This window comes from Chryseobacterium polytrichastri, assembly GCF_900142445.1.
Taxonomy (GTDB): Bacteria; Bacteroidota; Bacteroidia; order Flavobacteriales; family Weeksellaceae; genus Chryseobacterium; species Chryseobacterium polytrichastri.
On sequence record NZ_FRAV01000018.1, the window covers coordinates 1 to 22,949 of the forward strand.

The 22,949-nt window shown below is 33.4% G+C and carries 22 protein-coding genes and 1 tRNA gene; 15 read left to right on the forward strand and 8 right to left on the reverse strand.

The annotated features are described in order from the left end of the window. The coding region (locus BUB80_RS12115) for a DUF4822 domain-containing protein (RefSeq protein WP_139262667.1) at positions 1–209 on the forward strand (209 nt) is incomplete at its 5' end. A 107-nt stretch (positions 210–316) separates the two neighbouring features. Here the strand turns inward: BUB80_RS12115 and BUB80_RS12120 are convergent. Then, positions 317–649, reverse strand: coding sequence for a 7(1) septoil knot domain-containing protein (locus BUB80_RS12120; RefSeq protein ID WP_073293345.1), 333 nt, complete (start codon positions 647–649; stop codon positions 317–319). A 127-nt stretch (positions 650–776) separates the two neighbouring features. Between BUB80_RS12120 and BUB80_RS12125 the strand changes: the two genes are divergently transcribed. From BUB80_RS12125 to BUB80_RS12140, 4 genes are all read left to right on the forward strand, one after another. Beyond that, complete coding sequence (locus tag BUB80_RS12125) at positions 777–1,343, forward strand: hypothetical protein (protein WP_139262669.1); 567 nt, start codon at positions 777–779, stop codon at positions 1,341–1,343. Next, on the forward strand, positions 1,340–2,158 hold the full coding sequence (locus BUB80_RS12130; protein WP_073293184.1) for a helix-turn-helix domain-containing protein: 819 nt from the start codon (positions 1,340–1,342) through the stop codon (positions 2,156–2,158). The genes BUB80_RS12125 and BUB80_RS12130 overlap by 4 nt, the downstream gene beginning before the upstream one ends. Positions 2,159–2,164: 6 nt before the next feature. Continuing rightward, positions 2,165–2,611, forward strand: coding sequence for a nuclear transport factor 2 family protein (locus BUB80_RS12135; RefSeq protein WP_073293185.1), 447 nt, complete (start codon positions 2,165–2,167; stop codon positions 2,609–2,611). Positions 2,612–2,776: 165 nt separating this feature from the next. Next, entirely contained in the window at positions 2,777–4,192 is a 1,416-nt protein-coding gene (locus tag BUB80_RS12140; RefSeq protein ID WP_073293186.1) for an aldehyde dehydrogenase family protein, read from the forward strand. Positions 4,193–4,283: 91 nt separating this feature from the next. Here BUB80_RS12140 and BUB80_RS12145 read toward each other — a convergent pair whose 3' ends face one another. From BUB80_RS12145 to mce, 6 genes are all read right to left on the reverse strand, one after another. Beyond that, positions 4,284–7,280 carry a VIT domain-containing protein gene (locus BUB80_RS12145; RefSeq protein WP_073293187.1) on the reverse strand — a complete coding sequence of 999 codons (2,997 nt, stop codon included), beginning with the start codon at positions 7,278–7,280 and terminating at the stop codon, positions 4,284–4,286. Positions 7,281–7,472: 192 nt separating this feature from the next. Next, on the reverse strand, positions 7,473–8,237 hold the full coding sequence (map, locus tag BUB80_RS12150; protein WP_073293188.1) for a type I methionyl aminopeptidase: 765 nt from the start codon (positions 8,235–8,237) through the stop codon (positions 7,473–7,475). A gap of 694 nt (positions 8,238–8,931) precedes the next feature. Then, a complete protein-coding gene (locus BUB80_RS23400; RefSeq protein ID WP_139262671.1) occupies positions 8,932–9,144 on the reverse strand; it encodes a hypothetical protein in 213 nt (70 codons plus the stop codon). 313 nt (positions 9,145–9,457) lie between these two features. Further along, positions 9,458–11,200, reverse strand: a complete 1,743-nt coding sequence (locus BUB80_RS12165) for a T9SS type A sorting domain-containing protein (protein WP_073293191.1) — start codon at positions 11,198–11,200, stop codon at positions 9,458–9,460. 60 nt (positions 11,201–11,260) lie between these two features. Then, a tRNA-Ile gene (locus BUB80_RS12170) sits at positions 11,261–11,334 on the reverse strand. 62 nt (positions 11,335–11,396) lie between these two features. Beyond that, positions 11,397–11,795: a methylmalonyl-CoA epimerase gene (gene mce / locus BUB80_RS12175; RefSeq protein ID WP_073293192.1), complete on the reverse strand. Its 399-nt coding sequence runs from the start codon at positions 11,793–11,795 to the stop codon at positions 11,397–11,399. Between the two features lie 92 nt (positions 11,796–11,887). On the opposite strand from mce, the gene rbfA reads away from it, so the two are divergent. The 7 genes from rbfA to BUB80_RS12210 all read left to right on the forward strand — a co-directional run bounded on the left by rbfA (position 11,888) and on the right by BUB80_RS12210 (position 19,665). Next, positions 11,888–12,247, forward strand: a complete 360-nt coding sequence (rbfA, locus tag BUB80_RS12180; RefSeq protein WP_066752154.1) for a 30S ribosome-binding factor RbfA — start codon at positions 11,888–11,890, stop codon at positions 12,245–12,247. A 3-nt stretch (positions 12,248–12,250) separates the two neighbouring features. Beyond that, the gene (locus BUB80_RS12185) at positions 12,251–13,456 is read left to right on the forward strand and encodes an ABC transporter permease (protein ID WP_073293194.1); all 1,206 of its coding nucleotides are present in this window, start codon (positions 12,251–12,253) and stop codon (positions 13,454–13,456) included. Between the two features lie 50 nt (positions 13,457–13,506). After that, positions 13,507–15,291, forward strand: a complete 1,785-nt coding sequence (locus tag BUB80_RS12190; RefSeq protein WP_073293196.1) for an endonuclease — start codon at positions 13,507–13,509, stop codon at positions 15,289–15,291. 60 nt (positions 15,292–15,351) lie between these two features. Continuing rightward, positions 15,352–16,089 carry a shikimate dehydrogenase family protein gene (locus tag BUB80_RS12195; RefSeq protein ID WP_073293198.1) on the forward strand — a complete coding sequence of 246 codons (738 nt, stop codon included), beginning with the start codon at positions 15,352–15,354 and terminating at the stop codon, positions 16,087–16,089. Positions 16,090–16,164: 75 nt separating this feature from the next. Continuing rightward, on the forward strand, positions 16,165–17,970 hold the full coding sequence (locus tag BUB80_RS12200) for a DUF349 domain-containing protein (protein WP_073293200.1): 1,806 nt from the start codon (positions 16,165–16,167) through the stop codon (positions 17,968–17,970). 62 nt (positions 17,971–18,032) lie between these two features. Continuing rightward, positions 18,033–19,052, forward strand: a complete 1,020-nt coding sequence (gene ribD, locus BUB80_RS12205) for a bifunctional diaminohydroxyphosphoribosylaminopyrimidine deaminase/5-amino-6-(5-phosphoribosylamino)uracil reductase RibD (protein ID WP_073293202.1) — start codon at positions 18,033–18,035, stop codon at positions 19,050–19,052. Positions 19,053–19,059: 7 nt separating this feature from the next. Then, positions 19,060–19,665, forward strand: coding sequence for an IMPACT family protein (locus BUB80_RS12210; RefSeq protein ID WP_073293204.1), 606 nt, complete (start codon positions 19,060–19,062; stop codon positions 19,663–19,665). Here the strand turns inward: BUB80_RS12210 and BUB80_RS12215 are convergent. Next, entirely contained in the window at positions 19,662–20,372 is a 711-nt protein-coding gene (locus BUB80_RS12215) for a zinc metallopeptidase (RefSeq protein WP_175549603.1), read from the reverse strand. The two genes, BUB80_RS12210 and BUB80_RS12215, sit on opposite strands and share 4 nt — an antisense overlap. Before the next feature lie 107 nt (positions 20,373–20,479). Here BUB80_RS12215 and BUB80_RS12220 point away from each other — a divergent pair, with 107 nt between their 5' ends. The 3 genes from BUB80_RS12220 (at position 20,480) to BUB80_RS12230 (ending at position 22,947) form a co-directional block, all read left to right on the forward strand. Then, entirely contained in the window at positions 20,480–21,613 is a 1,134-nt protein-coding gene (locus BUB80_RS12220; protein ID WP_073293206.1) for a GTP cyclohydrolase, read from the forward strand. A 378-nt stretch (positions 21,614–21,991) separates the two neighbouring features. Further along, complete coding sequence (locus tag BUB80_RS12225) at positions 21,992–22,363, forward strand: NADH-quinone oxidoreductase subunit A (protein ID WP_054512955.1); 372 nt, start codon at positions 21,992–21,994, stop codon at positions 22,361–22,363. Positions 22,364–22,386: 23 nt separating this feature from the next. Continuing rightward, entirely contained in the window at positions 22,387–22,947 is a 561-nt protein-coding gene (locus BUB80_RS12230) for an NADH-quinone oxidoreductase subunit B (RefSeq protein WP_054512956.1), read from the forward strand. The last annotated feature ends 2 nt before the right edge of the window (positions 22,948–22,949 follow it).

A 22,949-nucleotide genomic window follows, 5' to 3' on the forward strand; every position in this document is an offset into this window, starting at 1 on the left:
GAAGCCAAGGAGACTGGTCTATTTCTGCAGATGGAAAAACAAGAACATTGGTTGCTAAAAACCCAGATGGAACTGTAGCATGGACCCGAGTTACAGAAATTCTTACGCTAAATGAAACAACATTTACTTATAGAGTGGTTCCTAATGCAGCTAATCCAAACGTATATTACGATATCGTTCATACTAAGGTCAACCATATGGAACCTTAATACACGATTGAGTTAGTTTTTTTATAATAAAGGGAAAGCCTGTTCTATTTGGAGCAGGTTTTTTGTATGATACTGTTCTCTTTTTTTAAATTCAGTAACCTCATCTGCTAATACATGAGTTGCTTTTTTTCATTGTTTCTCCATCCCGCCTGACTATCATATTTTACAAAAAATATTTTCAGGTCTGCCTGACTCGCATAATCAACAAAGTATATTTTCTTTTTGGCCTGACTCCCATATTCGGTAAAAAACCATTTGCCATCATTGGTTCCGGCTTGGCTGTCATATTGCACTTTATATACTTTAAGATCAGCCTGGCTTTCATATTCAACCACAAAAACTTTTACATCTGCCTGACTGGAATATTGAGTTGAAAAAACTTTCTGGGCCTGCATTTTTGCACCTAACAATATAAACGAAATGATCAGTATTAATTTCATAGTTATTGTTTTAAAATCAAGTAAAAAGTTACTCAATAATATTGATATGGCCATCATTATTTTTTTAATCAACTGATCATAAGACATTTTAGAAACCAACCACTTTGAGCTTTTCAGAAAGCACACATTGAGCTTTTCAGAAATAGTAGTTATCTTTATTATATTGAAATTTGCTGTAGACAAAACATCAGATATGGATATTATAAAAATAAGTACAGACTGGGCACGGGCAGAAATTTTCTCTGCAAAAATAGTATGGATATTCAGTTTCATAATCATCCTGAGTGCTATTGGGTTCTACTTTTTAGGAAAAACAACGATTGCAAAAGCCTTTGTTATTCCTTTAGCGATTACAGGTTTTCTGCTTACAACAATAGGAATAGGTTTGTATACTGCCAACAAACCACGGATCATCCAATTTGAAAAAGAATATCAAACCAACAGCTCAGCTTTTATACAAAAGGAAATTGAACGAACTTCTAAGTCTAACAGTGATTTCGCACTTGTTTTTAAAATACTTCCAATTCTTGTTATAATTGGAGCTGCCTTAATTTTAATAAGCAAATCTCCTAACTGGCAAGCGTCAGGCATTACTCTCGCTTTATTAGCCTCTTTCCTTATGGCGGTAGATGCTAATACTGCAGCAAGAAATGAAACGTATCGTCAACAGCTTTTAACCCATCAATCATCATGAAAGAGATTACGCCATCCATCGAAAATTCATTCGTTTATTCCTGTAGTTCAGAAGAAAAATGGGGTTATGATCAATTTGTTCCGGATCACATTCTAGCCTTCCAGATCTCAGGAGAAACCCATGTTTTTAACCAAAAAGGAACATTTGTATTGAAGAAAAACAGAATGCTGCTGGCTCATCGAAATCAATTTGCCAAAAGTTTGAAACTCCCTACTGATGATAGAGAGTATAAGGCCGTTTCTGTCATTTTTAAAACTGAAGACTTAAAAAAATATGCTGCATTGCATTCCATCAATATTCATAAAAAATATGAAGGAAAGCTAACGGCTGTTATTCAACCTGATGTCTTTCTACAAAGCTATTTTCAATCGCTGATCCCCTATTTGGAAAACCCTGAAAAAAGCACCAACAATATGTCTTTTGCCAAGATCTCAGAATGTATAGAACTCCTTTTAAATTATGATTGCGGATTGCGAGATTTCCTATTTGATTTCTCTGAACCTCATAAGATCAATTTAGCAGAATTTATGCAGAAAAATTTCCACTACAATGCACCTATAGAAAATTTCGCAAGATTGACAGGAAGAAGTTTAGCAGCTTTTAAAAGAGATTTTGTTCATATTTTTAATACTTCTCCCGCCAAGTGGCTGAAAAATAAAAGACTTGAAGAAGCCCATGAATTAATTCATAAAAAGAATAAAAAATCGGCAGATATCTATCTGGATCTTGGCTTTGAAAACCTCTCTCATTTTTATACAGCATTTAAACAAAAATACGGAGTTACTCCTACAGAAAGTTTAACCTTACAAAAATAAAATACAATGACTACAGAACAGAAAATTCAAGAAATTGAAGATCAGGCTGCTATTAGAAAATTAGTAGATAGCTATGCTTATTGTGCAGATACACGAAACGCCCAAGGGCAGATGTCTCTCTTTACCGAAGATACTCGTTTTGAAGTGTATTATGATCCAAAATCAGATATGCCATCCCAGGTTATTATCAACAGAGAAGATTTGTTTCCTGTATTTGATAATCTAAACACTTATGATACCACAATGCATTTTAACGGACAAAGCACCGTAACGATTACCAATGATCATGCTACAGGAATTACGTATTGTATGGCACATCATCTTACGAAAGAAGAAGGTGGTCAAAAGTTCATGGTGGCTGCCATTAGATATTATGACCAATTTGTAAAAAAAGATGGAAAATGGCTTTTTGCAGAAAGAAAACTGCTCGTTGACTGGATAGAAAACCGATAATTTTTCACCTTCCTCATCTAAGCCATTCTGTTTCCAAATACAGAATGGTTTTTCTTTTTACAGCAATTGATTATGAGCTTTTCAAAAACCTTTCTTTGAGCTTTCCAGCAATTAAAATAAGAAGAGACTTACCCAACTTTGTTGTAGTAAAAAATTAAGTATACAATGAAAAAAATTGAAACAATTTATGTAAACGGAGCATTCATTATTCCAAACGGAACGGACACTTTAGATCTTTTAAGTCCGGTTAATAATGAGAAAATAGCAACAGTAACTTTAGCCAATGAAATAGATACTCAGCACGCCATTGCTGCTGCCCAAGAAGCGTTTAAAACATTCTCTTCCACCACAAAAGAAGAGCGCATCACTTATCTTGAAAAAATACGAGCTGCGGTGATCCGAAGACAACAAGACCTCATCGATGTTATGGTTGAAGAATATGGAGGAACCTATCAGTTTTGTTCGATGGTGATTCAGTTTGCCATCAATGACTTTACCGCAATGATTGAAGTGCTAAAAGATTTTGATTTTGAAAAAATTACAGGAAACACCAATGTATACCTTACTCCTGTTGGCGTAGCAGGAATCATCATCCCATGGAATATGAGCAATGGTTTTATCTGTACAAAATTATCAACATTAATTGCCGCAGGTTGTACCGCAGTAGTAAAGCCCAGCGAACTGAGTGCTCAGCAGACCCAAATCATCGCCGAATGTTTTCACGAAGCAGGTTTACCAAAAGGAGTTGTAAATTTTGTCAACGGTTTAGGAGATGTTGTAGGAGCAGAGCTTACACGTAACCCCGGAATTAATAAGATATCATTTACCGGATCTACCGCGGTTGGAAAAATCATAGCCAAAGGCGCTGTAGATAACATGAAGCGTATCACTCTTGAATTAGGTGGAAAATCTCCTAATATTATTCTGGATGATGCAGACCTTGAAATAACAATTCCCGCTGCTATCACTGCTGCATTTCTAAACAGTGGTCAGGCCTGCGCTGCAGGTACCCGCCTTCTTGTTCCTCAATCAAAACTGGAAGAAGTGAATACATTGGTAAAATCTTTTGTAGAAACGATAAAAGTCGGACTTCCTTCAGATCCAGATACCATGGTTGGTCCTATGGTAAACCAGAAACAGTTTGAACGTGTTCAGGAATACATTAAAATTGGACAGGAAGAAGGAGCTGAACTGCTTATAGGAGGAGTTGGTCAACCCAAAGGACTCGAAGCCGGAAACTTTGTAAAAGCTACTGTCTTCACGAACGTAAAGAACTCCATGCGTATTGCACAGGAAGAAATCTTCGGACCTGTATTATCTATTATTCCATATACCGATGATAAAGATGCGATAAGTATTGCTAATGATACACCCTATGGTTTGGCTGCCTATATTTTCTCATCAGACAGAGAAAGAGCGTTAGCCGTTGCCTCAAAAATAGATGCCGGTAGAATAAGCATCAACGGACTTTCCCACGATTCAAAAGCACCGTTTGGAGGATTTAAACAATCTGGGATTGGAAGAGAATACGGTGTTTTTGGTCTTGAAGCCTATTTGGAGCCTAAAGCAATTTTGGAATAAGCATTAAAACCAATAGATTGACTTAATATCATAAGAGACTGATTGTGAAAAATCAGTCTCTTATTTTTAGGTAGAATATATAAAGGTCTTATTAAAACTCAAACTCACCGATCAATACCCCATCTCGATTTCTTGTATCAGATTCATTTTTATTTTGGAAAACTACAATTTTTCTCTCCTGTTTTCCTGAAGCATAATTGATGCAAATTTCAGCCATAATTGCTGTTGGGCCGGCTATACTTACTTGATTTTCATTAAAGAAATTAGTTTCAATTTTATATTTTCCTTTGATCGCTTTTTTCAATAAAAACTGCTCCGGACCGAAACCTCCCGTAAAATCATCACTTAGTCTTCCGCCAATTTCCGTTGATTTATGAGAATACATACAACGCTCACTATTGGGATCTGTTACCCAAAGATCAATATCTGTATTGTCCTTATTCCAGTTGATCACCACTCGGATATTCACAGGTAAATCTGCAATGATTTTAGGATTGATATTTTTAAGATCTAATTCACTTCTGTGATTGCTGATCAATTCATTGATCTCCATAATAATGGTTTCTTCAATTCCATTATCACGATTGGCCATTTCACGGGTATAAGATTGATTTAAAATTTTATATAAATTGTCTAAAGCTCCCTGATAGTCTTTATTATCTTCTAAAGCCAGCGCATAATCTCTGTAACTTTGAGGATCGAAAGGTCGCCACTCCAACACTTTTTTACTGATCCAAAGTTCTTTATCGTATACCTCAGCTTGCTTTAATTTATAGGCTAATAATTTATACAATTCCTCATTTTCAAGATCAAGATCAGCGATAGAACTCAATACTCTTAATCCTGTTTTTTTATCATCAATTTTGAAAAACAACTGAGCTACATCAAAATAATATTGCGGCGTTTCAACATACTCTTTTCTGTTGCTGAGATACACTTCATAAATTTCCTCTGATTTTTTAGCCGACTTAAAAAACTTCATGTAAGCAGCATCAGATTTTACATCTACCGTTGTGATTTTTCCTTTCTGAATGATTGTTTCAGCAATTTCTTTACTCTTCGAATCTCGTCGCACAGAACCTGCTCCTCTTATGGATATTCCTGCCACCCTTCCCGCAAGAGACTGCACAACATCAGCTTGTCTTGCTGGGGTTGCTACCGGAGAAGAAACAACAGTACTCGTAGCACTGGCCACTGATCTTCTTTCAGTTGATGCTGAATATCCTACCATCACAACTTCTTCAATCTGTGTATCTCTGCTGATCGTATCACGGCGAGAAGACTGATTGCGCGTAGGTTTTGGATATGTTTTTGGCTTTTCTTTAAAATCTGTATTCCACCATTTTTTTAGATTTTCGGTCATTACTTCGGCTCTTGCCATTAGATTACTGACACGAACATCTTTTTGAGCCTGATTATTTTTTACAATCTGATTATATTCTTCACGCAATTCAGATGGCGGATTAATTTCATATCGCACATAATCCTGAACATTTTCCAACACCATTAAGCTCATATTATTGCTTACCAACCCAAATTGTCTGCTGATATTTTTGATTTCATCTTTGTTTTGTTTTTCGAAAATTTCCAGCTCATTCAGTTTTTTCTGAGCCCAAAATTGAGAGATCTCCCAATCTTTTACAGATTGTTTATTTACATCTAAAGAAATCGTTTTTGTTTCTGTTACTTCATTTCCGTATCCAAATAAAACCTTTACAGTTGCTTGATTTCCTTTTAGAATACCTGTTAACACAAAATCCTGAGAAATCGTTTGTGACAGCGAAGGATAAACCTCCATCAATGAAGAATTATTTTCAATTCCTATAAATTTTAAAGACTGATACAACAGTTTGCGGACTTCTTTCTTAGGATCATTTTCACTGATGTTTAAAAATTCACCTCCAGTTTTATTACTGATAAATTTTAATTGATTAAAATTCGCATTATTAGATGATGAAATAGTATAAACCGGTTTATTAATGTTCATTTTCAGGTCTCCAAAAGAAGATAATCCATCTGTAAAAAATAAAACCTCATCTTCTTTTAATGGTTTTAATTGTCCAAAATCGGTTCCTCCATCGTACGTAACTTGAGATAAATATGATTTTAATTCATTCCAGTTTCCATTGTTTATTGTAAAACTTTTCCCTTCATCAAACGTATTATTAAGGAAATAAATTTTCACCGAAAGGTTTTTATTCACTTTAAAATATTCTTCCAGTAAAGTCCATTCTTTCGTATGATCTCTTTTTAATCCGCTTAATGAATTATCCCAAACAATCGCTAATTTATTAGGTAATTTCTTGGCTTTTTCTTTTGGATCAATTCCTAAATTAGCAAAAAAGTAAGATGAATGATCCGATGCTTTCTGTATCAATACACTTTGACTTCCTTCAGTTTGAGGGAAATTGATCTTCAGATTTTGGGTCGGTTTATAATTTACTTTATGCGTTTCTGCAAGCCAAACATTTCCGTTTTTAACAAAATTAAAACTTCCATCAGGCTTTTCTTCCAACTCTGGGGAAACCGTATTCTGGAAAACACTTGTTTTTATATTGAACTCAGGAATTTCAGTGGAATAATTAAGTGGTAAAAAATATTGGTAATTACTCCCTTGTTTTTTCAGTTCATAATTGTAAGAAATCTGAACGGTTCTTTCCCCTCCATTTGCATTGATCGGATAAATTCTTGTACGGAAATTATTTCCTTCCACTTTTTCTAAAATTCCAGTATCTATATTTCTTTTTTGAATAGTTTCAAAAACTTCCTTAGCCTTTTCTTTTTCTACAGGAACTGCATTTCGTAGCTTTCCATTAATATCCAACGCATAGCCACTTACATTTACTCCTTCTGGAAGCGGAAAAGTTAATCGGCCTTCCATTAATCGGTTAGAATTATTTTTAAAAATCATGGTGATAACGTTCGTGGAAATTCCACCCGTAATTTTGGTTTCGATATTCAGTTTCTGAAGAATAACCTTATTATTATTCTCAAATCCTCCTTTTGTATCTGGAGTCTCAATAATCGGTATTTGCGCCCAATATAACATCGGGAAAAACAGCAAAAGTTTCAGGCATATGTTCTTCATCTTATAATATGTTTGAGGTTAATAAATGTCTATATCTATAAAGATGCTGGTTACCCACAAAAGGTTGGAAAGGATTTTATTTAAATTTAAAAATCATTAATAATCAACACTATAAAAACAAAAAAACACTTACATTTCTGCAAGTGTCTATATTTTTAGTGAAGCTTATTTATAAAAACTGATTTGAGTTTCTTAGTTCAATATCTCATTCATTTGTGTTAAGATAATTGGTTTTCCATCAGTCACCACAATCGTATGTTCATGTTGTGCCATATATCCGCCTTTGTTCCCAACCATTGTCCAGCCATCATTCTGTTCTACTGCTAAATTTGAAGAAGTTGAAATAAACGTTTCAATTGCCACCACAGAATTTTTCTTGAAACGTCTGTTATCAAAACGGTTTCTGTAATTCAGTAATTCATCCGGCTCTTCGTGGAGACTTCTTCCAATACCGTGACCACCCAAATTTTTAATAACTTTAAAACCTCTTTTCTTGGCCTCTGTTTCCATTAAAAATCCGATATCCGCTATTTTTACACCACCTTTTATATTATTGATTGCTTTCTCTAAAATATCTTTAGAAGCATCGACCAATTTTTGATGTTGGTTAATATCTTTGCCGATGATAAAAGAGCCTCCGTTATCAGCCCAAAACCCGTTCAACTCTGCAGAAACATCGATGTTAATTAAATCTCCTTCTTTCAAAATTCGTTGATCTGTAGGAATACCGTGGCAAAATTCATTATCCACACTGATGCATGTCCAACCCGGAAATCCGTAGGTTAAATAGGGAGCAGATTTTGCACCGAAGTCGGAAAGTATCTTTGCACCGTATTCATCAAGATCCTTTGTTGTCATGCCCGGCTGAGCATAATGAATCATTTCTTTTAAGGTGTACGCAACAGCTTCACTCGCCTTTTGCATCCCTATTAATTCATGTTCATTTGTTATTGACATTGTTATATTTTTTTGTTGTTTTATGTTTTCCTGTTTCCAAATATGTATTGGAAAATACAAAGTTAGGGATTTTATTCACTTTAATTATTGGCTAGTGTGGATCCCAATAATTTGTAGAAGCTATTGTAAATAAAATTAAACAATATTGATTGATTTCATTATCCTCTGGAAAATTAAAGATCATACTGTTATTAATAGAATCCGGTATCTCTTTAACATGGCCTACTATCGTATTATTAACTTTAAATTCAGAATTTAAAAGACCGATTACTTGTCCTTTGAATTTAAGAGTAATTCGATTTATTAGTAAGAAATACGACAATCCTTTTTCCTTATATTCAAATATATGATTTAAATTATTAAGGAGAATTTTAGTTTTAAGAAAGATTAATAAAAAATCAGTTTTCTGAAAAACTAAAAGTAAATTATCCGCACTATCATACACAAAATATTTCCTCTTAAAAAAATAAGTCTTACAAACTGTTTTAAGGATTATAGAGCCTGAACTATCAACTATATCAGTTGAGTTCTTTGAAAAAACTATTTTATATTGCATGTAATAATGAATTGATATAAACCTTTCATATCACATAAACATTTGATAATGTGTAAATATTTTAAAATACATATTCCAAAAAATGAGACTATTTATAATTATTTAAATGAAAGGTATTACAAGAACTTTAAATATTCACTAGTGTGAATCCCAATAATTTACTGTAGCTATTATAAATAAAATTAAACAATATTGATTTAATCTGTCTTCATTAATAAAGGTAATATTCATCTTATTGTTGGGAAACTCATATTCCTCATTAATATATCCTATAATTTTATTGTCTGCTATAAATTGGGTTCTTAAATATCCCACCAACATTCCTCTAAACGTAATAGTAATATCATTCATTATTAAAAAATATGACAATCCACTTTTCTTATATTCAAATGAATGATCTAAGTTATTAAGGAGAATTTTAGTTTTAAGAAAGATTAATAAAAAATCAGTTTTCTGAAAAACTAAAAGTAGATTATCAGTACTATCATACACAAAATATTTTCTTTTAAAAAAATAAGTCTTACAAACTGTTTTAAAAATTATAGAACCTGAACTATCAACTATATCAGTTGAGTTCTTTGAAAAAACTATTTTATATTCCATATAATAATGAATTGATATAAAACAAAAACCACCTACATTACTGTAAGTGGTTGATATTGAATTATATTTTAATAATTTTATGTGTAGAATTTTTAGACCCGGTTATAATATTTACAAAATAAACGCCAGATGGTAAATCTTTTATACTAAATACTGTTGAACTATTATTAATTTTTTTTGAAAGAATCAACTTTCCTTCAGAATTGTTTACCATTACAGTTAAAATTTTTGAATCGGAGCTAATATTAATGACATCACTTGTTGGGTTTGGGTAAATTTTTAAACTTCCATTAAAATCAGATTCATCGGCTTTTAAATTTGCATTTTTATTTAGTTTTAATAAAAAACCATCATAAACTCCACTAACTGGCGCAAAATTTATACCTGGATAAAAATTCACCTTATTAGAATACCTTCCACATAATAAAATATCATTGTTTGCATCAATATGAATAGAATAAGGATAATCATGAAGTTCTCCTCCATAGCTCTTAGCCCATAAAAAGTTTCCACTGGCGTTGAGAGCGATAAAGAAAATATCGTAATTTCCTCCATTAGCATATATCCAATTCTCAGCATTATCATCAGGATTACAATCCATACTCGTAAGAAAATATCCCGCAAGGTACGCCTTACCTCCTTTTACTGCTAAAGAATAGGGAAATTCACTGGATGCAAAACCCAAAGTTCCCATTGCTCCAAAGTTTTTTGCCCAAACAAACTGTCCTGCAGAATTCAGTTTCAAGAAATAAATGCTGGACGGCCCTATAGATGTCATATTAAAAGTACTGTTGGCATTAGGATCAAAGTCAACAGTACCTTGAAATGTTCCGGCACTGTATACGTTGCCAGTTTCATCCACGTCTATAACATAACCAGAAGCAAAGTCATTTGAGGCAAAAGACCTTACCCATTGAAAACCACCATTTGAAAGATTATATTTGCCAACGAAAGCGTCCCCAAGCGCATGAGACTGAAGCTGATGTACAGAACTGTCTGGATCAAAATCCACTTGCCCATTAAAATATCCTGTAATATAAATATTCTGGCCGTCAATAACCATCTTTTCAATCTTGTCATTATTTCCAAGAGAACCAATTTGCTTCGCCCATACAAAATTTCCATTAGTATCCAGTTTCATGAAAAACATATCAGATTGAGCATCTGTAGTAAGATTATAAATACCTGGCCCAGGATCTACATCTATGGTATATTTAAAGTCACCACCCATATATATATTTCCAGTAGTATCAACTTTCATACTATTAATCCTTGCTAGTGAGGTATCTTCTCCTCCTACTTTTTTCGCCCATATAAAGTTTCCATTAGAGCTATATTTCCCCACAAAACGAAAGACTGAATTTGTTCCCGATCCAGGAATAAAATATGTACCTGATGGACTTGGATCCAAATCTACATTTGTAAAACATAATCCTGTTATATATATATTGTCAGCACCATCAATAGCAATTTTAGGATGAAGCTTTTCATCATCAGTAATTTCCCCCATAATATTACCTCCCATCTGCTTTGCCCAGATTAAGTTTCCATTTGGACTTAGCTTTATGCAAAATATTCTACCTTTATCCTGTGTAAAGGTATTCAGATAATAAACACCAGGCCCAGGATCAAAATCAACATGCCCTTCGAACAGGCCTACAGCATAAATACTTCCATCTGACCCCGTTACAACATCAGAGATAGATTCTTTATCTATATCCCTGATTGGCACAACCCATTCAGGCACTTGTGCTATTAAAAATGATTGAAAAAATAATAGAATTAAAAAATAAAAATACTTCATAGCTATGTTCTTAATATTAATAAAAAACCACCTACATTACTGTAAGTGGCTGATATTATGTGGTCCCACCTGGGCTCGAACCAGGGACCACCTGATTATGAGTCAGGTGCTCTAACCAACTGAGCTATAGGACCTCAAAACTTGGTTAAATTTTGTGATTGCAAAAATAGTAAAATTTCCGTTACTACAAAACTTTTTAATGCTTTTCTTGACAAAGTTCTACCAACACGCCATTGGTAGATTTAGGGTGTAAGAACACAACCAATTTATTATCAGCACCTTCTTTAGGTTCTTCTGAGATGAAAATAAATCCTTCTTTTTTTAATCTTTTTATCTCTTCAATGATATTTTCAACGCCAAAAGCCAAATGATGAACACCTTCTCCCTTCTTATCAATAAATTTAGAGATCGGACTTTCAGGATTACTGGCCTCTAAAAGTTCAATTTTACTTTCTCCGGTTTCATAAAAAGAAGTCACTACTCCTTCCCTTTCTACGGATTCTTTTTTGTAAGATTCTTTACCTAATAGTTTCGTAAACAGTTCATCAGAAACGCCCAAAGATTTCACTGCGATACCAATATGTTCTAGCTTCATAAATAAAATTAAATATAATTAAGTCCTAAATTTGATAATGGTATCAAATTTCAAATAGCAATTCAAACAAAAGTACTAAATTTGCACAACTTATGGAAAGTAACAGACAAAGAAAAGTAGCACAGATTATACAGGAAGATTTCGCAGAACTTTTCCGAAAACAAGCTGCAGAAAGCAAGCAAAGTTTTTTAGTATCCGTTTCGGATGTTAAAATAACTCCGGATTTGAGTATTGCCAAAATTTATTTAAGCATATTCCCTCAGGAATTCAGAACTTCTATTATGAAGGAAATTGAAGAAAATAAAACGCAGTACAGAAATTTTATTGGTCAGAAAATGGGTAAGCAGGTGCGTATCATTCCGCAGCTTAATTTCTATCTAGACACAGCCCTTGATGATGTTGAGAAACTTGAAAAAGAATTAAGAGGCGAAGGAGATAATCCCGTTTTATAAATTTTGAAAAACATTGCATTTTACATAGCTTCACGCTACCTTTTATCTAAAAAAGGGAGTACTGCCGTTACGTTTATTACGTGGCTGGCGGTAGGAGCAATGACAGTTGCTGTAACTGCAATGTTTGTAATTATCTCTGTATTCTCAGGACTTGAAGATCTTAATAAAGATCTTATTTCTAATCTTCATGCAGATTTAACGATCAAAAGCAGTAGCGGAAAAACGATTAAGAACCTTAGTAAAATTGACGAAATTTTAAAAAAAGACAAGGAGATTAGTAGTTTTTCAAAAGTTATTGAGGAAAAAATTTATATCAGCTATAACGGAAAAGGAGACATTGCCTATTTAAGAGGTGTTGATTCTGCCTATACCAAGGTAAACCCGATTGATAAAGATGTTTTTTATGGATCTTATCCGAGTTTTGAATACTCGAATGAAGTATTAATGGAAAACTCTTTAAACAACCGATTATCTATTCCGGTAGCTTCTTCAAGTAATTATGCAACTTTGTTCATGCCAAAACCGGGAACAGGTATCATTAACAAGGAAGAAGATATTTACAACAAAAAAGACATCTTGGTAACCGGAATATTTCCGGGAAAGGATCAATTAGACAATTACATTATTTCTCCCATAGAACTCACAGAGGAATTACTTAGTTTACCTAAAAACTCTGCATATCAGATTGTCATTAAATTAAAAAACCCTGATAATACAGATGCAGTAAAGCAAAAGCTCCTTTCTTCTCTTGGTAAAAATATTGAAATCAAAACCAAAGAAGAAGAAAATGCAGCCTTCTGGAAAATGATCAATACTGAAAAGTTATTCATCTATCTGATTTTTGCATTGGTGATCTTTATTACAACCTTCAATTTAGCCGGAGCCATCATTATTTTACAGCTCGACAAAAAGGAACAGGCCAAATCTTTAATTTCATTAGGATTCCCTTTAAGCCACTTAAGAAGAATTTATTTCTATACAGGAGGTCTTATTGTCGTTTTAGGTATTATCTCCGGATTAATTTTGGGTACAGCACTTTGCTATTTCCAACTTTATACAGAGTTTTTCAAAGCCAATGAAACCCTTCCCTTCCCTGTAAGAATAGTTGGGAAAAATTATTTTACAGTAGCTATTACCGCTTCCCTATTCGGTTTCATTATTTCTTGGGTATTTTCAAAAATAAGCAAAGAGTATATTACTAAAAATTAATAAATACTTTTTTTAATTTTTAGGTACCTTTACGTCCCAATTTTTTATAAATGAAACGTACTTTATTTTCTTTTTTCTTGAGCTTTGCATTTATGAGTGCATTTGCTCAAATCCCTACGGGATATTACAACGGAACTACCGGACTCTCCGGACCCGCTCTGAAGACTAAACTAAGTCAAATTATCACAAATGGCCACCAAGACAATGGTTATAATGGTTTATGGGCTGGTTATCAAACAACCGACATTGATAGAACTTACGAAAATGACGGAACAATCCTAGATATGTATTCTGAAAACCCAACAGGTCCAGATCCATATAATTTTAATTATGGAACAAGCCAATGTGGAACTTACAGCAGCGAAGGAAACTGCTACAATAGAGAACACGTTGTTCCTCAGAGTTTATTTAATCAAGGTTTACCCATGAGATCTGACATTCATTTTATTCGTGCAACTGACGGAAAAGTAAATGGAATGAGATCTAACTATCCTTATGGTAAAGTAGGATCTGCATCTTTCACATCATTGAACGGATCTAAATTAGGAACTTCTATATCCCCAAATTATTCAGGGATTGTATTTGAACCTATTGATGCATTCAAAGGGGATATCGCAAGGATGATTCTTTATTTTGTAACGAGATATGAATCTCAACTTGCAGGTTTTAGCTCAGGAAATATGCTTGGAGGCTCTGCATTTCCAGGACTTCAGCAATGGGAACTTAATCAATTACTAGCTTGGAATGCTTTAGATCCCGTATCTTCTGCAGAGGAAATAAGAAACAATGCTTCTTATGTATACCAAGGAAACAGAAATCCATATATTGATCACCCGGAATATGTTGATCAAATTTGGGGAACTGTAGTAGTAGATAACCAACCTCCAACTGCTGCAACAAATTTAGTAGCGAACAATCCAACTTCAAATTCAATTGCTTTAAACTGGACAGCGGCAACAGACAATATTGCAGTAACATCGTATGAAATCTATGCAAATGGAGTTTTAAAAGCTACAGTAGCAGGAACATCAACATCTACTACAGTAATAGGATTATCTCCTCTTACACAATATACATTCTACATAATTGCTAAAGATGCTGCAGGAAACTCTTCTCCTCAAAGTAACAATGCTATTGAGACTACACTTAATGGACCCGCTGGAGGAAGCTGTGGCACAGAAGATTTTGAAATGATCACAGGTGCAGCAAACACCTATCTTACAGCTACATGGACCAATAATGGAATTACATGGACGGCAACAGACTCAAGAGTAGATCAAACCATTAATAATAAAGCAATTACGATTAGAGATGGAAGTCTTACTAGTTCTACAATTTCTGGAGGTATTCAAAGTCTATCTGTAAAAGCTCAATTAAAATTTGCAGGTAATCCAGGTAATCTTAACGTTCAAATAAACGGTACAACTGTGGGAACAATACCTTATTCTTCCACATCTCCAACAACACCAATTACAATTAATAATATTAATATAAGCGGAGATATTATTATTAAAATTGTAAATCCTATATCATCAAATAGAGTTGCAATCGACGACCTTTCTTGGACTTGTAATACTACATTAGGAACAGCTGAAACTACAAAACAAAAAGCATTCAGCATCTATCCTAACCCAGTTAAGAACAACGAACTATTTGTAAAAGGTGAAAACTTAACTAAAATTTCTAAAGCTGAGATCTATGATCTTTCAGGAAAATTAATTCAAGTGATTGCTAATCCTTTTAAAAATTCAAATAAGATTAATCTTCAAGGACTTGTAAAAGGAAATTACGTTCTTAAAACAGATCTTATTGCTACAAAATTTGTTGTAGAATAACAGAAAAAAATATTTTTAAACTAAGACCGATTTATTCGGTCTTTTTTTTATTTTTGATAGATGGATTCCAATAAAAAATTAGGATTAATAGGAAGAAATATTTCTTATTCTTTTTCCAAAAAATTTTTCGAAGATAAATTTCAAAAGCTCATGCTAAAAGATTATTCTTATAGCATTTTCGATTTAAACGAAATTGATGAAGTTGAAGGCTTGTTTTCAACACCTGATCTTCTAGGTTTTAATGTAACGATTCCTTACAAAGAAAAAATCATTGATTATTTGGATGAGTTAAGTGATGAAGCTGAAAAAATTGGTGCTGTAAACTGTGTTTTAATTCGAGATGGTAAAAAAATTGGCTATAATACAGACGCAGTTGGTTTTGAAAAGACTTTGCTTCTTCATAAAAAATCACATCAGGATTCTGCTCTAATTTTAGGAAATGGTGGTGCTGCAAAAGCGGTAAAGTATGCTTTAGACAAGCACGGAATTTCGTCAAAAATAATTTCTAGAAACTCAGAAATCAACTTTGAAAACTTAGATAAAGAAACCGTTCAAAACCACAAAATCATTATTCAATGTACTCCTGTGGGCACTTTCCCCAATGTGGAAGACTGTTTAGACTTCCCTTTTGAAGGACTCTCGAAAGATCATTTAATTATAGATCTTATCTACAATCCAAACTACACTCAATTCATCATTAAAGCTTCAGAAAAAGGAGCAAAAACCGTGAACGGATATTACATGCTTGAACAGCAAGCAGAAAAAGCTTGGGAAATTTGGAATTTTCAAAAAAAATAACATAAATTAGTACTCTAATTGGCTTTTACGCTATTTTTAGAGGATATTAACTCCATTCACATAATAAGATTTGCTATGACAACAGAAAATAATCTTTCTGAAAACGAAGAAAATAAAATTTCTACCGAAGTATCTCAAGAAGAAACATCAGAAAACACTGTACCTGCAGAAGAAAATGCGCATGAAGATGAAGCAGAACATCATGAAGAGCATGCAGATACTGATATTACACTAAGTGATGCTTTGAAAGAAATGGAAAAAATCATCAACACACCTAACGCAGGTGAAGATTTTAGAAAATTCAATCTATTAAAAGAAAAAGCAAGTCATTTTATCCACGATGAAGTGGAAGACAAAAAACACGAATATACTGATGGCGGAAATGCTCTTGAAAACTTTAGTTACGAGCACCCTTCACAAGCAAAATTTTCGGCCCTGATTAATATTTTCAGAGAAAAGCACGATGATTTTCAAAAAGGACAGGAGGAAGAACAGAAAAAAAATCTGGACCACCGTCAGAACATCATTGAAAGACTTAAAAACCTTTATACTAATTCTGAAGCAGGAACTAACCTTTTCAAATCTATTCGTGAGATAAAAGAAGAATGGTCACATGCAGGACAAGTTGCAAAATCTGAATTCAAAATCCTTAACAATAACTATTTCCACCATTTGAATCAGTTTTATCAAATGTTGGATTTGAATAAAGAATTTTTAGAGCAGGAATACAGCCACAATCTTGAAAAAAGACAACACATTATTGCTCGTGCAAAAGAATTACAAAACGAACCTGTAATTCAAAAAGCATTAAATGAATTACAATATCTTCATAAACTTTGGAAAGAGGAAGCTGAGCCTGTAGCAGAAGAATTCCGTGAAAAAACTTGGGAAGAGTTTAAAGAAATTTCCAATAAAATTCATGAAAGAAAGTCTGAACTTTCTGCAGCCATAGAATCTGAGCAAACTGAAAATTTTGAAAAGAAAAATCAGATTATTACAGAAATTAAAAAACTTTCTGAGCCTTCTGATAATCCTAATCATAGCTATTGGCAAAACTCAATTAAAAGAGTTGAAGACCTACGTTCAGAGTTTTTAAAAACCGGAAGTGTTCCAAGAAAATTATCCAATCAAAACTGGAATGATTTTAAAACAACATTAAGAGCTTTTAATACTACTAAAAACAATTATTACAAGTCTTTAAAAGGATCTCAGCAGACTAATTTGGATGAAAAGTTAAAATTGATCCAAACTGCAAAAGACAATATGAATAACGAAGAATGGGATATCACAGTTCCATTGTTCAAAAAATTACAGGAAGACTGGAAAAAAATTGGTCACGTTCCAAAGAGCATGACAAATAAGATTTGGGACGAATTCCGTGATGCATGTAATACTTTCTTCAACAACTACAGAGAAAAAAGTAACGCTTCTACTGATAACTGGAAAGAAAATTACAAGCATAAAAAAGAGATTCTTGAAGACTTAAAAACAGTTTCAGATGAAGAAGGAAGTGTTGAAAGAATTGAAGCTATAAAATCTGCTTGGAACAACATTGGAAAAGTTCCTAGAGATAAAATTGCCATCAATTCTGAATTCAACAAAACATTGAGAGAGAAATTGAAATTGAATAAAATCAATGAACTTGAACTTAAAGAAGAGGGACTTTCTGAAAACCAATTGACCGACAAAGCAAGAAAAATAAAGAGCCAAATCTCGGATCTTGAAGCTGAAATCGTAAAATTAGAAAACAACTTAGCATTCTTCAACAAACCTTCAAGAGAAAACCCTATGTTAAGAGACACTTTCATTATGATTGATGAAAAGAAAGCTCATTTGGAATCTTTAAAACAAAATCTTCACAACATTATCGCTGGAGAATAAAATAATTAAAAAATCTAAAAAAAGGCGGAGCAAAGAAATTTGTCTTCGCCTTTTTCATTACTATGCAGGACGAATTATATATAAAAAGATGTATTGAATTAGCTCAAAAAGCTTTAGGCAAAACATATCCAAACCCTTTGGTCGGAAGCGTTATTGTTCATAATGGAGAAATTATCGGGGAAGGTTATCACCATAAAGCAGGTGAAGCTCATGCAGAGATCAACGCAATTAATTCAGTGAAAAACAAAGAGCTCATTTCTGAATCCACAATTTATGTTTCCCTTGAACCTTGTGCCCATTATGGAAAAACTCCGCCTTGTGCTTTAAAAATAAAAGAACTTGGTTTTAAAAAAGTAGTGATTGGAGCAATGGATTCTCATGACAAAGTAAATGGGAAAGGTAAAAAAATCATTCAGGATGCCGGAATAGAAGTTATCTCTGGTGTTTTAGAAAATGAATGCATTGAACTTAATAAAAGATTTTTCACCTATCATGAAAAGCAAAGGCCTTTTATCATTTTAAAATGGGCAGAATCCGGAGATCGGTTTATGGATAAAGATTTCAAACCCTACTCTATTTCAAATTCTTTGGCGAATCAATTCGTTCATCAATTAAGAGCCGACGAACATGCTATATTAGTTGGAACCCAAACTGCTTTGAATGATAATCCAAGTCTGACCGTGAGAAATGTTGAAGGCGAAAATCCTGTGAGAATTTTAATTGATTTTGATTTAAAAGTTCCTATAGATTTTAAAATATTTAATAATGAAGCAAAAACTTTAGTTTTCAATTCAATAAAAGAAGGAACAGAAAATAATATTCATTTTATTAAAATTAAAAAAGAGAATTTCTTATCAGATCTAATGAATGCTTTATATAAAGAACAAATTCAATCTGTAATTATTGAAGGCGGAAGTTTTACTTTACAGCAGTTCATTGATGCCAATCTTTGGGATGAAGCCATTGTTATTAAAAATGAAAATTTGAAGCTGGAGAATGGAACAAAGGCTCCGGAATTTGATTTAAAACCTAATAGGATTGAACGTTTTAGAGACAATTCAATCCAGTTTTACAAGAAATAAGGATATAATGCAGTTCGAATACAAAACCATTGAAAAACCCATAGAAAATACTTTATTAAAAGAAAAGGGAAGCAAGTTCATCGGATTTGCTTTTCCGATAAATAATGAAGTAGAACTCAAAGCTGCTTTAGAAAAAATAAGAACAGAGCATCCAAAAGCTACGCATCATTGTTATGCTTTCAGAATGGGTCTTAATGGAGAAAATTACAGAGCGAATGATGACGGTGAACCCTCAGGAAGTGCCGGGTTACCAATTTACAATCAATTATTAGCTCATGAGATCACTAATGTTTTGGTGATTTCAGTTCGTTATTATGGGGGAACAAAATTAGGGGTTTCAGGCTTGGTAAAAGCGTACAAAGAATGTGCAAAGATTACATTAGAAGAAGCCAATATTATCACTAAAGAATTAGAAACACAAATAGAGATTCAATTTAGTTTTAATCAACAAAATATCATCTTCACTTTGCTATCTAAATTTGATGCGAAGGTTTTAAATTTTGACGCCAATGAAAACTGCATTCTCACCGCTTCATTAAAAATAGCACAAAAAGAAAGCATCTCTGACAAATTGACAGAGATGCAGAATATTTCTTTTGAGTTTACTGATTAATTTCGTCTTCCTCCCAGCAATAAAGATCCCCAGTAAAGAAGCTGTACTAATGAACCGATAGCAGCGACAACATATGTTCTTGCAGCCCATTTTAAGCTATCCTGAACACCAACATATTCATCAGAAGTTACAGTTCCCGTATCTTTAAGCCATTTCATTGCTCTATTGCTTGCATCATACTCCACAGGAAGTGTTACAAAAGCGAAAAGAGTGGTAAAAGCAAACATTAAAACTCCGATTGCCAAAACAGCAGTATTACCATTAGGATTATCTATAGATCTGGTTGCAGCCATAATACCAATACCGGCAATAAGAACAAACTGCATTAAATTAGAACTGATATTAACGATAGGAACCAATTTAGAACGCAGTTCAAGCATTGAATACCCTACCGTATGTTGCACCGCATGACCACATTCGTGAGCAGCAACAGCAGCAGCAGCAGCATTTCTCTGCATATAAACACCTTCTGAAAGATTAACTGTTTTATCTGCAGGATTATAGTGATCCGTCAATTGTCCAGGAACCGAAATCACCTGAACATCATTAATTCCATTATCTCTCAACATTTTTTCAGCAACTTCTTTTCCTGAAAGTCCATTTCTAAGGTGTACATTAGAATAATAAGCAAACTTGGATTTCAATTTTGATGAAACATACCAGCTTACCAACATTGAAATACCAATAATAATATAATAACCAATCATTTTTATTAAATTTTTATGTGTATTTTTAAGCTTTAAGATGTAAAAACTGTGCCAAAGTATTACATTTTATTTATTTATATTTGTTCTACAATTAGCCCTATTAAACTATGTCTACAGTTGCAATTATTGAAGTAAAAACCCAAAGTGAATTAAAACAATTTGTAAGGTTTCCAATGGATTTGTATAAAAACAATCCTTACTATGTTCCTTCTTTTATTAAGGATGAATTTAAAATTTGGGACTCTAAAGAAAATCCGGCTTTAAACTATTCAGAATCAAAACAATTTCTAGCAATAAAAAACAACAAAGTAGTAGGAAGAATTGCAGTTATTATTAACCATAAGGAAGAGAAAGAATTAGGTATCAAAAAAGTTCGTTTCGGATGGATAGATTTTATTGATGACAAAGAAGTTTCAGCAGCTTTAATTCAAAAAGCAATAGACTACGCTAAAGAAAACAACATCGACAAAATTGAAGGCCCTATGGGTTTCACCAATCTTGACAAGGCAGGAATGCTAACGATGGGCTTTGATAAACTGGCAACAATGATTGGAATTTATAATCACGAATACTACCCTAAACATCTTGAAGAACTTGGACTGACAAAAGAGAAAGAATGGGTAGAATTTGAAATGAATTTCCCTAAAATTTTACCTGCAAAAGTAGAAAAATTCAGTGGCTTAATTGCTCAGAAATATAAGCTTAAAGTATTACATTTCAAGTCAAAAGAAGAAATTTTACCTTATGTAGAACCTATGTTTAAATTGTTGGATGAAACTTATAAACATCTTTCAACATATACTCCGATTTCTGATGAACAAATCCAGACCTACAGAGAAAAATACTTCCCTTTTATCGATAAAAACTATGTGATTTGTGTTGTTGATGAAAATCAGGAATTGGTTTCTTTTGCCATCACAATGCCTTCATATTCAAGAGCTTTACAAAAATCAAAAGGTAAATTGTTTCCATTCGGATGGTGGCACTTTTTACAGGCCAGTAAGAAAAATGACAGAGCAAACTTTTACCTTATAGGAATTCACCCTGAATACCAGAGACGTGGCGTAACTGCTATTATTTTCAAAGAAATATTTGTTCGATTTACAAGTATGGGAATTGATTTTGCAGAAACCAACCCAGAATTAGAAGAAAATAAAAGTGTACAGGTTCTTTGGCAGGATTACAACCCTGTAAATCACAAAAGAAGAAGAACATATTCTTTGAATATAAGTAATGAATAATTGGTAATGAGTACTCTTAGCCTATTCTCAACACACTCAATAACTTCATCCCTAAAACTCTCAAACCCTACCACCCAATAATGAAGCCGCAACTCCTTATTTTCGCAAGTTTAATCTTAGGATTTATTGTTTATAACTTCTTTTTTGCCATCAAAGACGATAGAACAAATACCGTTGTCAACATTCTATATGCAAGTATTCTTTTTGCTTATATCTCTTTTATGGCCTATACTCTCCTTAAAAAAATGAGGAAATAGCAGCTATTTTTATTGATTCTAAATTACCACTTTTCCTAATTTTAATCCCACTTTTAAGGTTATTAATTTCATGCTTTATTCTTTATTCGCTAAATTTGCAAATTGAGATAATAATGTAAAAATGAATTTACCTGAAAGTTATATTCCAATCCTTATCCAAGCCGGTGTTGCGGTTGCTTTCGTAGCAGTTTCATTACTTGGAGCGCATTTTCTAGGTCCACAACAGAAAAAAGGAAATTCTGTTAAAAACCAGAGCTGGGAATGTGGAGTTCCTGTAGAAGGAAATGCCAGAACGCCGTTTTCTATCAAGTATTTCTTGACTGCGGTATTATTCGTATTATTCGATATTGAAATCGTATTTTTTTACCCGTATGCTGTTAACTTCAGAGAATTCGGATTTGAAGGATTCTTTGCTGTACTTACATTCGTAGCAATTTTCTTCGTAGCATTTTTCTACGTTTGGAAGCGTGGCGCATTAGATTGGGATAAATAAATAAAACTTAAGAAGAAGAAATTATGTCAGATCAAAAACCAGTAATAAGAACAGATGCACCTGCTCCCGAAGGATTTGAAGGAGAAGGCTTTTTCGCAACGAAACTGAGCAGCGTAATCGGGATGGCTAGAAAGTTCTCTCTTTGGCCTTTACCATTTGCAACCTCTTGTTGTGGTATCGAGTTTATGGCTACATTGAACCCTACTTATGATGCTTCAAGATTTGGGATGGAAAGAAACTCTTTCTCACCAAGACAGGCAGATATGTTGATGGTTTGTGGAACGATATCTAAAAAATTAGGCCCCGTCCTAAAAGAAGTATACACTCAAATGGCTGAGCCAAAATGGGTAGTTGCTGTTGGAGCTTGTGCTTCAAGTGGTGGTATTTTTGATACGTACTCTGTTTTACAGGGAATTGATAAAATCATCCCAGTTGACGTTTACGTTCCAGGATGCCCGCCAAGACCGGAGCAGATTATTGAAGGTGTAATGCAGGTTCAGGCTTTAGCAGAAAGCGAAAGCATCAGAAGAAGAGATATGCCTGAGTATCAGAAATTATTAGATTCTTACAACATAAGCAACTAACG